The following is a 12,955-nucleotide window of genomic DNA, read 5'->3' as shown; positions in this document are numbered from 1 at the left end:
CAACATTTTAAAAGAGGTAATAATTACCACATGCTATCCCGGTTTATCGAATATATCAAAGAAAAGCAACTTTTTGAGCCATCCCAAAGGGTGTTGCTTGCTGTGAGCGGGGGTATCGACAGCATGGTGCTTTTGCACTTGTTTGAGAAGTCGGAATTTAACTACGGCGTAATTCATTGTAACTTCCGGCTCCGGGGGGCTGATTCCGACGAAGATGAAGCGTTTGTGCGGGAGCAGGTACTTAACCACGGGGTGCCTTTCTTTTTCAGGCCGTTTGATACGGAGGAGTATGCAAGGTTAAACGGAATCTCGGTTGAAATGGCTGCGCGTGAATTGCGGTATAACTATTTCGAGGAAATCAGATCTGAAAAAGGGTACGATTATATTGCCACAGCGCATCACCAGGACGATTTAATGGAGACCTTTTTTCTGAACCTTTCGCGGAAAACCGGAATTAAGGGGCTGACCGGAATTAAAGAAAAAGCAGGCCATGTTATTCGTCCGCTGCTATTTTTGGGCCGCAAAGAAATTGAGGATTATGCACGGTTTAATTTTATTGAATACCGTGAAGATTATACCAACAGCGAGGTAATTTATCAGCGGAATTTTATCCGCCACCGGATCCTTCCGCTTTTTTCAGAGTTGAATCCGTCTTTTAAAAACAGTTTACCGGAAACAATTCAACATCTTCGGGAGGCGGAGGACGTTTATTCGCTTTGCATAAAAGAAGCAAGGGAAAAGGTGGTAACTACCCGGGAAAATGAAATGGCTGTTTCCATTGACGCTTTGCTCCGGTCCCCATTTTCAAAAACTCTGTTGTTCGAGATTCTTTCGGAGTATAATTTTAACCCGCAGGTTACCGACCAGATTTTCCAGGGACTTAAGAGTGTTTCAGGGAAGCAGTATTATTCTAAAACTCACCGTTTGGTAAAAGACAGGGAGCATCTTTTTTTAACCCGGTTAAAAGCAGAGGACGAGCGTATTTTTTACCTGGAAAAGGAGGATCTTGAATTATTTGCCCCTTTTGATTTGACGATTGAAAAAACCGATATTGACAATTTTCAGATTGTAACATCTTCCCATGTGGCCTGCATCGATTTAGACAAGCTTGAGTTTCCGTTGCTGATACGCAGGTGGAAGAAGGGTGACTATTTTCAACCCCTTGGTATGACCGGGTTTAAAAAGCTGAGTGACTTTCTTATCGATGAAAAAATTCCGGTTCATGAAAAAGAGAATATTTGGTTGCTTTGCAGCGGCCAAAAAATAGTATGGATAATGGGTCACCGCCTCGATAACCGGTTTAAAATTTCTACCAAAACAAGACGTGTTTTAAAGATTGAAATAAAGAAAAACTGATTTTTTATTGATCCGCTAAACTTTCATCGGACTTGATGGTTTGTTTAAGTGTAAAAATTTAACGTTTGCAGAAATTTTGGATAGGGTCAGAATTTATGAGATTATATTATTTCAAAAGGATTTTAAACATTAGCTTGTTACTTGGGTTTGCCCTTTTCTTTTTTTATGTTGAAGGACAAGAGGCTATTAACCCGGCTGTGAATGCAGAGGATGTTGAGATAGGAGTTGTCGAACATCTTGACGATTTTTTGCCCGATAGTATTTCCCTTGTAAATGAAAAGGGAGAGCAGGTTTGGCTGGCCGATGTGATTGACAAACCCACCATTCTTAACTTTGTTTATTACCGTTGCCCGGGAATTTGCAGCCCCCTGATGGAGGCCGTTGCCGGGGTAATGGACAAGTCGGAATTGGTTGTGGGAGAAGATTACCAGGTGCTTACTATCAGTTTCGATCCACGGGAAACCATCGATTTGGGTATCCGGAAAAAGAATACTTATCTGACATTACTGTCAGAGAAAAAGGCAGAAGAAGCCAAAAACGGATGGCGCTTTTTTGTGAGTGACAGTGCAAGCATTGTACGGGCTACCAATGCCACCGGGTTTAAATACAAGAAAAACGGGAATGATTTTTTACATGCAGCTTCACTCACAGTAGTGAGCCCAGACGGAAAAATTACCCGCTACCTGAACGGGTTGCGCTTTTTGCCGTTTGAATGGAAAATGGCCATTGTGGAAGCCTCTGAAGGGAAGTCGGGACCCACTCTCAACAAAGTATTGCGGTTTTGTTATACTTACGATCCCATAGGGCAGGCTTATGTGTTGGATATCACAAAATTGGGTGGGATAATTATTATGCTTTTAGCCACTAGTTTATTATTATATTTGGTACTGAAACCAAAAAGAAAAGGCAATATATAAAAATAGAATATGAATTCGACAAGTATTGAGAACGTGGCAAACTACTTGAAATACAAGGGAAAGTACAAGGGTTTGCTGGGATGGATCTTTTCAACCGATCACAAGCGCATTGGGTTGTTGTACCTTTATTCCATGGCCACCATGTTTTCGGTGGGTGTTTTATTGGGGCTTGCCATGAAGCTGGAGTTGCTGGCACCGGGCAAAACCATCATGGATGCACAGTCCTATAATGCTACCTTTACTGTTCACGGCGTTATCATGATCTTTATGGTTGTGGTGCCAGGCTTGCCGGCAGTTTTCGGAAATTTTTTGCTGCCCATCATGATTGGGGCCAAGGACGTGGCATTCCCTAAGTTGAACCTGCTCTCGTGGTGGTTATATGTTGCAGGTGTTTTTCTGGTACTGGCAGCTTTACTTTTTGGCCCCGGCACTCCGGATACAGGCTGGACTTTTTATGCTCCGTACAGTTTTAAAACCGGAACCAATATGCTTCCCGCTGTTTTCGGGGCGTTTGTTTTGGGGTTTTCGTCCATTTTAACCGGGCTGAACTTTTTGGTTACAATTCACCGGTTACGTTGCCCCGGCCTGAAATGGTCCAAATTACCACTGTTTGTCTGGACACTTTACGGTACAGCATGGATTCAGTTACTGGCAACACCGGTTGTGGGAATTACCCTGGTGCTTATCGCGCTCGAACGTCTGTTTGGCGTCGGTATTTTTGACCCGGCCATGGGCGGCGACCCTATTTTGTATCAGCACCTGTTCTGGATTTATTCCCACCCGGCGGTTTATATTATGATCCTTCCGGCGATGGGGGCCATTTCCGAAATTATTCCGACTTTCTCGCAAAAACATATTTTTGGTTATAAAGCGCTTATTGCCTCCACCATGGCCATTGCCTTTGTGGGGTACCTGGTTTGGGGACACCACATGTTTACCGCCGGAATGAGTGGTACGGCGCAATACTATTTTTCGCTACTTACCTTTATTGTGGCTATCCCAAGCGCCATAAAAGTATTTAACTGGATTTCAACAATGTATAAAGGATCTATAAATCTACAAACTCCTTTTTACTGGGCTGCCTCCTTTATTTTTGTGTTTCTGATTGGCGGTTTAAGCGGCTTGGTACTTGGTGCCCTGGCAGCTAATATTTATGTACATGATACCGCTTTTGTGGTGGCACACTTCCATTACATTGTTTTCGGAGGAACGGGTTTTGCTTTCTTCGCAGCAATACATTACTGGTTTCCCAAAATTTTTGGCCGAATGTACGACAAGGCATGGGCCAACACCGGTTGGATTGTCTTTTTTATTGGGTTCCTTACCCTTTATTCTCCTATGTTTTATCTCGGTATGATGGGGATGCCGCGCAGGTATTATGATTACCTGCAGGAGTTCCACGGAGGGAATATTTTGAGTACGATAGGCTCCTGGGTTTTAGTAACCGGATTTATAATTATCATCGTAAATCTGGTACGCTCTGCCAGAATAGGACCCAAAGCAGAAATGAATCCGTGGAATGGGAAAACCCTGGAGTGGACAGTCCCATCGCCTCCTCCGCTCGAAAACTTCGACGAAATTCCCGAACTCGGGGAAAATGACGGACCTTACAATTACTAAAACATAATTAATGGAAAAGACAAATCACGTTGTACACGACCATTATGATGCCGAGGGCTCAAAAATTGGCATGTGGTTTTTTATTTTTACCGAGCTGCTCCTTTTTGGCGTTCTTTTCGTTATTTATTCGGTTTACCGCTACATGAACTCTGATGCTTTTCATTTGGCAGCATTAGAGTTGGATACATTCATTGGAGCCGTGAATACAATTATTTTACTTGTGAGTAGTATGACCATTGCCATGTCTACTACTGCACTGCAGAAGGGGAACAAGCCTTTTACTTTATTGTTAAGTGGTATAACATTACTTTTGGGAATTGTTTTCCTGGTAAACAAATATTTTGAGTGGGGCGCTAAATTTGACCACGGAATATATCCGGGATCTGCTCATCTTACAGAAACTTTTAGCCAGGGAGAAATTCTTTTTTTCGGTCTCTATTTTATTATGACCGGATTGCACGCCCTTCACATCATCATCGGACTGGTACTGATTTCCGTAACGATGTGGAAAATTAATTCAGGGAAAGTTCACGCAGAAAGGGCTGCTTTGTTGGAGAACTCAGGGCTTTACTGGCACCTGGTTGATATTATCTGGATTTTCCTTTTTCCGTTGTTTTATCTTATAACTTAATAATAACCAGTTATGTCAAACGAAAAACATCATATTGTACCTTACCGGGTTTATGTTTTTGTGCTGCTGGGTTTGATTGCCCTCACGCTTTTATCCATTGAAATCACCCATATTGATCTGGGAAGTCTTACTGTTGCCGGAGCGATGGTTTTTGCAGCGGTTAAATCTTACCTGGTATTAACCTGGTTCATGCACCTGAAATACGATAAACCGTACATAGTAACAATGGTGATATTTGTTTTCGCCGTTTTCGCCGTTACTATAGTTGTTACATTTTTAGATTATTTATACAGATAAAAAACCATGTATAGTTCGGAAATTACGCAGGCATCTAATTTTGTAAAAGGAGTCGATACTGTATTCCTCATAACTCTCGGAGTTTCATTCTTTTTCCTTATTGCACTCACCGTAGTGATGTTGATATTTATTTATAAATATAACCGGAAAAGGAATCCAAAACCGACTCAAATTGAGGGAAGTACTTCCCTGGAAATTGTTTGGACAGTTATCCCGTTTCTACTTACCATGCTGATGTTTTATTATGGTTGGGTAGGTTATAAACCCATGCGGAAAGCACCTTCTGATGCTATGGAGGTAACGGTTTACGGGAGAATGTGGAACTTTTCTTTCGAGTATGAAAACGGGAAGCGTACGGATACGCTTTATCTGCCCAAAGACAAAGCAGTGAAACTGAACCTGGTTGCTATGGATGTATTACATAGTTTATATATTCCTGCATTCAGGGTAAAGCAGGATATGGTTCCGGGGCTGGAAAATAATTTTATGTGGTTTGAACCGCAGAGAGTGGGAGAGTATGAGTTGTTTTGTGCTGAGTATTGCGGATTACAACATTCATATATGTACACATCTGTAAAAGTTATGGAAGACAGTGCTTTTCAATCCTGGATGGTGGATACAACACAGGTGGTTGCTGAAAATATTGATTCGCCGACTGCCACCGGACGGCGAATTATGCAAAATATTGGTTGTTTTGCATGCCACACAACAGATGGTTCCAAATTGGTGGGGCCTTCGTTTAAAGGCATTTGGGGCGAAGAAGTCACCGTAACTACGGGAGGTAAAGAGCGACAGGTAACAGTCGATGAAGAATATATCCGGCGCTCTATTTATGATCCTAACGCCGATGTTGTTGATGGATTTAACAAGGGATTGATGTTGTCTTACGAAGGACAGTTAAGCGAAGAAGACATAGAGAATATAATTGAATACCTGAAAACGTTGCATTAACGATTTGAAAGTATACCTGAAAATTTTTTTTGAAATGGGCAAAGTGCGTATCTCTTTGCCCGTTGCTTTATCTGCACTGGCTGGTTTCGCCTTGTATTCGGGTGAGCTGAACGGGCAGGGATGGTGGATGGCCATGGGGGTATTTTTGATGTCCTGTGGTTCCGGAGCGATGAATCATTGGCAGGAGCGAAAAACAGATGCCCTGATGCCACGCACCAAGTTACGTCCCATCCCTTCCGGAAAAGTCAGCTCTTTGCAGGGGGCGTTGGTTGTTCTGCTGTACCTGGCCTCGGGGTCTCTTGTTTTGGTTTTTACCAACCCTCCGATTGCTTTAATCTTGAGCTGGCTGACGCTGTTTTTCTATAACCTGGTTTACACCCCGCTTAAGAAAGTATCAGCGTTTGCTGTAATTCCCGGTTCCATGGTAGGTGCACTACCGCCGGTTATCGGGTGGACTGCCGCCGGGGGAGAGCCTTTTGCAGAAACAATTCTGATTGTGGGAACTTTCTTTTTTATCGGTCAGATTCCTCATTTCTGGTTATTGCTGATGCTGTTTGGGGATCAGTACAAGCTGGCAGGCCTTCCAAGCCTAAACTCTATTTTCTCCGAAGTTCAGATTAAACGCGTAACATACACATGGATTCTTACCACTGTGGCATCGGCGCTGCTGGTCCTGTTCTTTGTTTTTTCCAATCGAATTCTTCTCTTTTTACTTCTGGGGTACAGCGTTTATTTGCTTATTTCTTTGACGCGTTCAGTCCTTTTTCAGAAAGATTTTAAAGTAAGGCCTGCATTCTTTAAACTTAATTTTTTGTATTTGTTTATGATGCTCTTTCTGATTGCAGATAGCCTGTTGCGTTAGCCCGGCGGCGAGGTGAATTTATCTCCAGATATTGCATTACCGGCGGTTTCGAAACCGTCAAATCAGCAATTACATCATTTCTGCAAGTACCCCTTCACGTAAGGCAAAATCAGTTTGAATTATCCGGGAAATGTTATTCTCTTTAATTACTTGTTCAATAAAAACCATGGCCGGGACAATCAGATCCACACGCACACTGTCCATCCCTTTCATGCTGAGCCGTTGCTGGTGCGTGGAGCCTGTAATTTTTTCGTGCAATGTATAAAAGTCGGTCAGGCTGATTTCCTGATGACGGCGCTGTTTCTCCCCGGGATTTACCTGGTCGGTAATATCGGCAATGGTATCGAAAGCCCCGGAACAACCAATAAGCGTTTTTACCATTTTGTCTTTACATTGACGAAAGGCAGCCTGGTGCTTTTCAGCAAAAAACTGGTGCAGCTTTTTTACTTCATCTGGTTTTAAGGGATCCGAAAGGCTGAACTGGTTAATAACCCGCGCCATTCCAGTTGACTGGCTTTCTTTCCAAAGCATTTTGTTTTTATGCACTACAATAAGTTCGTTGCTGCCGCCGCCAATGTCTAAAATGACGGAGGGATTTTCCAGTTCCTCAAATGCCAATAAGACCCCTTTGAAAATCAGTTCGGCTTCCTTCTCACCTGAAACAATCCGAATGAGCCGCCCTGAACGACTGCCTACTTCATCCAGAAATTCGACTTTGTTTTCAGCCGAACGGATGGCAGAGGTAGCTACCAGTCTTATTTTTTCAACCTGAAATTTATTAATGATTTTCTGCTGTTCCAAAAGGGCATTTATCACGCGCCGGGTGGCAGCGGAACTTATCCTGTTGCTCTTTATTTTGTTGTCGCCTAATTTTACCAGTTGCTTGCTTTGATGCAGAATGTTAAAATGCTGCTTCTCAATTTCAGCAATCAACAGGTTACAGGTGTTCGTGCCCAAATCGATAACAGCGACTTTCATGATGACGATTTTATATGGTATAATACCCCGAAATCAAATGGAGACCAGACCGCAGTTTTGACTTTCGTTCTTTTCAAGGCAGTGTTTACCCAAACATTGCAGGTGCGGAAGAGGGAAAAACTTCCTTTGCCCTCGTAAAATGCATCATAACGATTGTAACCTTCAAACTCCATCTTCAGCAGATTCTTATATCTATCTGTTTTAAACGAATTTTTAATGTAGAGGTTCAGTTCACTTAACTGTCCGTTGCATACCGGTATTTTTTTCCATCCGGGAAAAAGGTCTGGGAGACAGGTTACATGCATGGCCGCTTCACTTTTCAGGAATAATGCCTGGAATGCTACCGGGAAGGTAAGGTCGCTCCATTCAGGGGTGTGGATGTAAAAGTTTTTGTCGCCCCAGCCAAAGGAAATATACTTTGTTCCGGGTAAAATTTCAAGTTTTTCAAGTAAATCGTGTGATACGTTTTCAACCGGTAGGATAATGTCGAGATGAACGCCGTTGGAAGTGATAAAAATTTCATTTTGCGGGAGGCAGTTTTGTTGGGGAGGGTGCGTGGGAATCAATGAAAAAAGTACCCCGCAAACCATGTAAAAAGCTACCCCTGCAAGCAGGAGAAGCATCAGCTTTTTTAGAAATGTAAAGCCTTTTTTAATGATATCTTTCTGCCCTACCATAGGTTAAAGGTAGAAAGAATTGCAGGATTGGTGCTACATTTTTTTTCGGTTCACAATGAAAAAATAGATGAGGAACCCAAGTGAAATAAACACCAGCAGGATACCGATGGGCAGTGTAGCGTTGCGGTAATCATTGATTAATTCCGGATTTACCTGCCGTAAAATCTCGATGAGAATGAAGCCCAGTCCGGACATAAGCGCCACCAGCCCCCATTTTAACGAGGGATACCTGTTTACTTCTTCACTTTGTTTCGGAGGTTCCATAATTCCTGCTTTGTCAATATGTCCTGCTTTTATAATTTTTCGTTTTAGCAGGTGTTCTGAAATGAGTCTGATAATATGGTAAGTACCAAAGAACACGATGGCCGGAATAACTACTTCTTCTAACATGATTTATCGTTTTTAATTTGACATTCTGACCATTTGACCCCGGCAGGGTGAAAAATGTTGCAGGCAGGCCGATATTTTTTTCATTTTTAATTACAGATAAGAATGGCTGTCAAGTACTGAAAAAAAATAAACCGAAAAAAACTGCAACTTTTTTTGAGAATGTGAGTCTGATTGGATAGTTATGAACGATGCAGAACTGGTACAGCAGGTTATAAACGGGAACGAAAATGCGTTTCGTTTTTTGGTGGCAAAGCACCAGCGGTTGGTTTTGCATATTGTAGGTCGCATCGTAAGACGCCAGGAAGATTGTGAGGATATTTGCCAGGAGGTTTTTATGAAAGTGTTCAGGAAAATAAGGAAATTCAGGGGAGACTCGCAGCTTTCGACCTGGATAGCTACTATCGCTTACAATACGAGTCTTTCTTATATCCGGAGCAGGAACAGAAAACAAGAACTTTTTATGGATGAGGATATTCAGTCTGTGGCAGGGAAAAGTATTGACCGGAGGGGACAAAAAACGTTGGAAAAGGAAGAGGTGAAACAACTATTGCTGGAAATGATTGAAACGCTCCCGGTGCACTACCGGACCGTTTTAACGCTGTTTCACCTGGAGGAGTTTTCGTATAAGGAAGTGGGAGAGATAACAGGGATGCCCGAGGGCACCATAAAAAGTTATCTTTCGCGGGCACGAAAAATGTTAAAGGAGAGATTGGAGCAGGTTAGTAAATCAGAAAAAACGAATATTTTTACAGAATATGCAGAAGGATGAAAAACATATTTTGACAGATGGGTGGATGGATGAGGTTTTGAAAACTCCTCCTGCGTATACCCTTTCAAATGATTTTGCAGAAAAAGTGGCAGGGAAAGCCAGCAGAAGGTTTGCCTGGCAACAATATTTCAGAGAATTTTTGATTTACTTGGGCTCTTTTATCGGGATTATTGCCATTACTGTTGCCATGGCGTTTACCTGGCTGGAAGCCGATTGGCAAGCGTGGCGAGAATTCCTGCTGAATAATGGGCCGTTGGTTGCCGGTATTAACATTTTAGGCCTGTTTGTGCTTTTCGCAGACAGAGTGTTGTTGCGCTATTTTTTCTTTCGTTTTTCGGAAAAAACTGCTAGTTAGGTTTTTTATTCCGAAGATAAACCACATCTCCCGCATTGGGTTGTTGTCCGGGTTCCATCCGGTTGCGGCGGTAAAGCGGTTTTAACTTAATTCCGTATCTCTGAGAAATAAAGTGCATGGTTTCTCCTTTTTCTGCTGTGTGGAATGCCTGGTTGCGCGGTGCACGTCTTCTTTTCGACTCAATATACACTACTTCATTGGGTTGCGGCATATACCCCGCCGCCCGATCGTTGAATTTGTAAATCTCCCAGGTTTCGATACCTGTGGCCTGGGCAAGTATTTCATACGTATCATCCGGGCGGGCCACCACAGCTTTAAGACCGTTGATTTTGATGATTTGCCGCCCGTTGAACGGATTAATGGCAACCCGATCCGACATTCCCTCATTGAGTTGCTGGGGCCTTTCATAAGTTGGCAACTGTCCCAGCGATTGTTTGTAGTCGAGCCGGTAAAGCTTGTGGTCTTCAATTATTTTTATGAGTGTTTTATCGTAATGCCGTGCCGTTGCATATCCTGCCTCTTTGAGCCCTTTTGCCCATCCTTTATAATCTTCAGGTGGCAGTTTAAAAAGAAAGGCGTAGCGGGGATTTCCCATCAGGAAATTCGTATGGTCGATGTAAGACTCTTCCACTGATTTGTATTTTCTGAAACATTCGCCCCGGGCATCATCATCGTAATAAACCTTTTGTCCTTTCCAGTAGCTTTTGCATTTTATGCCAAAATGGTTATTTGATTTTCGTGAGAGCTCACTGTTCCCGTTTGCCGATTCAAGGCATGCCTGCGCCATTTTAATGCTGGCCGGAATGCCGCTACGTCCCATTTCTTCAATGGCAAGTAACTGGTATTTACGAATGTACTGTTCACGGGTAAATTGTGCCTGGGATGTAAGTCCCGCAGTAATAAAAAGAAGTAGTATCAATACGTGCTTCATTGCAGAATATTTTCCAGAAAATTTTGGCTAAAAATAGTTGCTTCCGGCTTTATTAACGCATAAAACCGTATTTTTTATGAACATATTATCGTGGATATCGTTGCTTCGGTGCATTTGTTCAACCTTTGGCGCCTATCTTTACATTAATATTGTATTTTTGAGTAAACTCAATAATATGCAAACGAAAGAATTGCACATTTTCGTATATGAATATTCCACCATTTGGGATTTACCGGAGACAGATCAACAATTGGTGTTTGCCGCCCGAGAGGCTGTCCGGCGGGCTTATGCCCCTTACTCAGGATTTTATGTGGGGGCGGCGTTATTATTGGCTAACGGGGAGGTTGTAAGTGGTAATAACCAGGAAAATGCGGCGTATCCAACCGGATTATGTGCCGAACGTGTTGCGCTGTCTTATGCTCATTCCCAGTACCCTGATGTGGCTGTGAAAACACTGGCCGTTTCAGCATTTAATGCCAATGGAATCATAAATGAACCGGTGAAGCCCTGTGGCTCGTGTCGCCAGGTAATGATGGAAACTGAGGTAAGAGGTAAGCAGCTTATCCGGATCATTCTAGATGGAAAAAAGAAGATTCAGGTTTTTGAAGGTGTCAGTAACTTGCTGCCTTTTGCATTTAAACCGGAATAACCGGACTAAACTGATTGTTGCGGAAGAGTTTCAGAAATTCGTTCCATACTTTATCCTCCGGCGGTTCTGCCAGGATGGTGACCAGTGTCTTTTTTACCGGGTGAATAAATTCCAGTTTTCGGGCATGTAAATGGATTCCCTTGTTTTTGTTTGCGCGCGGGAAACCATATTTTAAATCTCCTTTGATACGTAAATTTAGCGTTCCCAACTGCACCCTGATTTGATGATGCCTGCCGGTGTGTAATTCGATTTCAAGTAAATGATAGCGTTCCAGACTGGCCACATGTCGGTAGGACAACCGGGCATATTTTGCTCCGGGGACAGGTTTGGGGTAGGCATAGCTTTTATTTTTCTCGGTGTTTTTTTTCAGGTAATGCTCCAGTGTGTCGGAATATTTTGGAGGACGTTTGTTAACCACTGCCCAGTAAGTTTTTTGTATCTGGTCACGCTTCGAGAACATCATATTCAATCGCTCCAGGGCTTTGCCTGTTTTGGCCAGCATAAATACTCCGCTTGTAGGTCGATCAAGGCGGTGGGGCAGGCCTACAAATACATTACCTGGCTTATTGTATTTTTCCTTCAGGTAATCTTTTATCTCATCTACCAGGGTGCGTTCGTTGGTAATGTCCGATTGCACCAGTTCTCCGCAGGCTTTGTTAACCGCAATGATATGGTTGTCTTCGTAAAGTATTTCCACAATCCAACTTTAAACGTTGAACATTCAACTTAATATTGTTCTTTTTCATTGGGGAAATCCACCGACTTCACATCCTGTATAAAGTTTCCAACGGCTCCCTTTATTTCGGCGGCCAGGTTGTGGTAGCGGCGCAAGAACCGGGGCGAAAATTGTTGGGTGATGCCCAGCATGTCGTGAATTACAAGCACCTGCCCGTCGACACCTGAACCAGCGCCAATACCGATAATCGGTATTTTCAACTCCTGGGCAACCTGTTTACCTAGTTTAGCCGGAATTTTTTCAAGAACAATAGCAAAGCAGCCGGCCTCTTCAAGGAGCCTGGCATCGCTGAGTAGTTTTTGGGCTTCGGCTTCTTCTTTGGCCCTTACGGTGTATGTTCCAAATTTATGAATTGACTGTGGCATCAGTCCAAGGTGTCCCATAACCGGGATGCCTGCCGACAAAATACGGTGGACGGATTCGATAACTTCAGATCCTCCCTCCAGTTTAACCGCATCGGCTGCCGTTTCTTTCATGATGCGAATAGCCGAATTGAGCGCTTCACGGGAATTTCCCTGGTATGTGCCAAACGGTAAGTCCACGGCAACCAGAGCCCTTTTTACCGCTTTTACTACCGAAACTCCATGATAAATCATCTGGTCGAGGGTAATGGGAAGTGTCGTTTCATTGCCGGCCATCACGTTGGATGCCGAGTCGCCTACCAGGATTACATCAACACCTGCTTCATCAACAAGCTTAGCCATGCTATAATCATAAGCCGTTAGCATGGAAATTTTTTCACCCCGCAGTTTCATCTCCGATAACCGGTGGGTGGTTACTTTTTTCATTTCATTGTGTACCGACATGCTTTCTTCACTTTAAATCAGGCTACAAAA

At 43.1% G+C, this 12,955-nt stretch carries 16 protein-coding genes; 10 read left to right on the top strand and 6 right to left on the bottom strand.

Annotation, left to right across the window (positions count from 1 at the left end):
* Window positions 1-30 precede the first annotated feature (30 nt).
* The 7 genes from tilS (at window position 31) to D1164_RS13020 (ending at window position 6,634) form a co-directional block, all read left to right on the top strand.
* Window positions 31-1,356: a tRNA lysidine(34) synthetase TilS gene (gene tilS, locus D1164_RS13050; RefSeq protein WP_119350424.1), complete on the top strand. Its 1,326-nt coding sequence runs from the start codon at window positions 31-33 to the stop codon at window positions 1,354-1,356.
* Between the two features lie 95 nt (window positions 1,357-1,451).
* Entirely contained in the window at window positions 1,452-2,273 is an 822-nt protein-coding gene (locus D1164_RS13045; protein ID WP_119350423.1) for an SCO family protein, read from the top strand.
* A gap of 9 nt (window positions 2,274-2,282) precedes the next feature.
* A complete protein-coding gene (locus D1164_RS13040) occupies window positions 2,283-3,893 on the top strand; it encodes a cytochrome c oxidase subunit I (protein ID WP_119350422.1) in 1,611 nt (536 codons plus the stop codon).
* 10 nt (window positions 3,894-3,903) lie between these two features.
* Window positions 3,904-4,524: a cytochrome c oxidase subunit 3 family protein gene (locus tag D1164_RS13035; protein ID WP_119350421.1), complete on the top strand. Its 621-nt coding sequence runs from the start codon at window positions 3,904-3,906 to the stop codon at window positions 4,522-4,524.
* Window positions 4,525-4,536: 12 nt separating this feature from the next.
* Window positions 4,537-4,821, top strand: a complete 285-nt coding sequence (locus tag D1164_RS13030) for a cytochrome C oxidase subunit IV family protein (protein ID WP_119350420.1) — start codon at window positions 4,537-4,539, stop codon at window positions 4,819-4,821.
* 6 nt (window positions 4,822-4,827) lie between these two features.
* Entirely contained in the window at window positions 4,828-5,772 is a 945-nt protein-coding gene (coxB, locus tag D1164_RS13025; protein ID WP_119350419.1) for a cytochrome c oxidase subunit II, read from the top strand.
* 34 nt (window positions 5,773-5,806) lie between these two features.
* Window positions 5,807-6,634, top strand: a complete 828-nt coding sequence (locus D1164_RS13020; protein ID WP_147372183.1) for a protoheme IX farnesyltransferase — start codon at window positions 5,807-5,809, stop codon at window positions 6,632-6,634.
* A gap of 69 nt (window positions 6,635-6,703) precedes the next feature.
* Here the strand turns inward: D1164_RS13020 and D1164_RS13015 are convergent, their stop codons facing one another.
* Genes D1164_RS13015 through D1164_RS13005 form a run of 3 tightly spaced genes read right to left on the bottom strand, consistent with a single transcriptional unit; the run spans window position 6,704 to window position 8,679 of the window.
* Window positions 6,704-7,612, bottom strand: a complete 909-nt coding sequence (locus tag D1164_RS13015; protein WP_119350417.1) for a Ppx/GppA phosphatase family protein — start codon at window positions 7,610-7,612, stop codon at window positions 6,704-6,706.
* The gene (locus D1164_RS13010; RefSeq protein ID WP_119350416.1) at window positions 7,609-8,289 is read right to left on the bottom strand and encodes a DUF2459 domain-containing protein; all 681 of its coding nucleotides are present in this window, start codon (window positions 8,287-8,289) and stop codon (window positions 7,609-7,611) included. Before D1164_RS13010 ends, D1164_RS13015 begins: the two co-directional genes overlap by 4 nt.
* A gap of 33 nt (window positions 8,290-8,322) precedes the next feature.
* Window positions 8,323-8,679 carry a DUF6249 domain-containing protein gene (locus tag D1164_RS13005; protein WP_119350415.1) on the bottom strand — a complete coding sequence of 119 codons (357 nt, stop codon included), beginning with the start codon at window positions 8,677-8,679 and terminating at the stop codon, window positions 8,323-8,325.
* 181 nt (window positions 8,680-8,860) lie between these two features.
* Here D1164_RS13005 and D1164_RS13000 point away from each other — a divergent pair, with 181 nt between their 5' ends.
* A complete protein-coding gene (locus D1164_RS13000; RefSeq protein ID WP_119350414.1) occupies window positions 8,861-9,448 on the top strand; it encodes an RNA polymerase sigma factor in 588 nt (195 codons plus the stop codon).
* Window positions 9,435-9,803, top strand: coding sequence for a hypothetical protein (locus D1164_RS12995; RefSeq protein WP_119350413.1), 369 nt, complete (start codon window positions 9,435-9,437; stop codon window positions 9,801-9,803). The genes D1164_RS13000 and D1164_RS12995 overlap by 14 nt, the downstream gene beginning before the upstream one ends.
* Here D1164_RS12995 and D1164_RS12990 read toward each other — a convergent pair.
* Window positions 9,796-10,734: a glucosaminidase domain-containing protein gene (locus D1164_RS12990; protein WP_119350412.1), complete on the bottom strand. Its 939-nt coding sequence runs from the start codon at window positions 10,732-10,734 to the stop codon at window positions 9,796-9,798. The two genes, D1164_RS12995 and D1164_RS12990, sit on opposite strands and share 8 nt — an antisense overlap.
* Window positions 10,735-10,810: 76 nt before the next feature.
* Here D1164_RS12990 and D1164_RS12985 point away from each other — a divergent pair, with 76 nt between their 5' ends.
* Window positions 10,811-11,383 carry a cytidine deaminase gene (locus D1164_RS12985; RefSeq protein ID WP_241558288.1) on the top strand — a complete coding sequence of 191 codons (573 nt, stop codon included), beginning with the start codon at window positions 10,811-10,813 and terminating at the stop codon, window positions 11,381-11,383.
* On the opposite strand, the gene D1164_RS12980 is transcribed toward D1164_RS12985, so the two are convergent.
* Both D1164_RS12980 and panB read right to left on the bottom strand, forming a co-directional pair.
* Window positions 11,370-12,080: an RluA family pseudouridine synthase gene (locus D1164_RS12980; RefSeq protein WP_206611001.1), complete on the bottom strand. Its 711-nt coding sequence runs from the start codon at window positions 12,078-12,080 to the stop codon at window positions 11,370-11,372. The genes D1164_RS12985 and D1164_RS12980 overlap by 14 nt on opposite strands.
* A 29-nt stretch (window positions 12,081-12,109) precedes the next feature.
* The gene (panB, locus tag D1164_RS12975; protein WP_119350409.1) at window positions 12,110-12,925 is read right to left on the bottom strand and encodes a 3-methyl-2-oxobutanoate hydroxymethyltransferase; all 816 of its coding nucleotides are present in this window, start codon (window positions 12,923-12,925) and stop codon (window positions 12,110-12,112) included.
* Window positions 12,926-12,955 lie beyond the last annotated feature (30 nt).

This window comes from Mariniphaga sediminis, assembly GCF_003573545.1.
In the GTDB taxonomy this organism is placed as follows: Bacteria; Bacteroidota; Bacteroidia; order Bacteroidales; family Prolixibacteraceae; genus Mariniphaga; species Mariniphaga sediminis.
Note: the sequence above shows the minus strand (reverse complement) of the source record. Positions and strands in the feature narration are given on the sequence as shown.

What these genes read in the sequence shown, in the direction of transcription:
- D1164_RS13035 (WP_119350421.1), top strand. Translation starts at nt 3,904, where the DNA reads ATGGAAAAGACAAATCACGTTGTACACGACCATTATGATGCCGAGGGC.
- D1164_RS13030 (WP_119350420.1), top strand. Translation starts at nt 4,537, where the DNA reads ATGTCAAACGAAAAACATCATATTGTACCTTACCGGGTTTATGTTTTT.
- panB (WP_119350409.1), bottom strand. Translation starts at nt 12,925, where the DNA reads ATGTCGGTACACAATGAAATGAAAAAAGTAACCACCCACCGGTTATCG.
- D1164_RS13020 (WP_147372183.1), top strand. Translation starts at nt 5,807, where the DNA reads ATGGGCAAAGTGCGTATCTCTTTGCCCGTTGCTTTATCTGCACTGGCT.
- D1164_RS12985 (WP_241558288.1), top strand. Translation starts at nt 10,811, where the DNA reads ATGAACATATTATCGTGGATATCGTTGCTTCGGTGCATTTGTTCAACC.
- D1164_RS12990 (WP_119350412.1), bottom strand. Translation starts at nt 10,734, where the DNA reads ATGAAGCACGTATTGATACTACTTCTTTTTATTACTGCGGGACTTACA.
- D1164_RS12995 (WP_119350413.1), top strand. Translation starts at nt 9,435, where the DNA reads ATGCAGAAGGATGAAAAACATATTTTGACAGATGGGTGGATGGATGAG.
- coxB (WP_119350419.1), top strand. Translation starts at nt 4,828, where the DNA reads ATGTATAGTTCGGAAATTACGCAGGCATCTAATTTTGTAAAAGGAGTC.
- D1164_RS13045 (WP_119350423.1), top strand. Translation starts at nt 1,452, where the DNA reads ATGAGATTATATTATTTCAAAAGGATTTTAAACATTAGCTTGTTACTT.
- D1164_RS13000 (WP_119350414.1), top strand. Translation starts at nt 8,861, where the DNA reads ATGAACGATGCAGAACTGGTACAGCAGGTTATAAACGGGAACGAAAAT.
- D1164_RS13010 (WP_119350416.1), bottom strand. Translation starts at nt 8,289, where the DNA reads ATGGTAGGGCAGAAAGATATCATTAAAAAAGGCTTTACATTTCTAAAA.
- D1164_RS13040 (WP_119350422.1), top strand. Translation starts at nt 2,283, where the DNA reads ATGAATTCGACAAGTATTGAGAACGTGGCAAACTACTTGAAATACAAG.
- tilS (WP_119350424.1), top strand. Translation starts at nt 31, where the DNA reads ATGCTATCCCGGTTTATCGAATATATCAAAGAAAAGCAACTTTTTGAG.
- D1164_RS13015 (WP_119350417.1), bottom strand. Translation starts at nt 7,612, where the DNA reads ATGAAAGTCGCTGTTATCGATTTGGGCACGAACACCTGTAACCTGTTG.
- D1164_RS13005 (WP_119350415.1), bottom strand. Translation starts at nt 8,679, where the DNA reads ATGTTAGAAGAAGTAGTTATTCCGGCCATCGTGTTCTTTGGTACTTAC.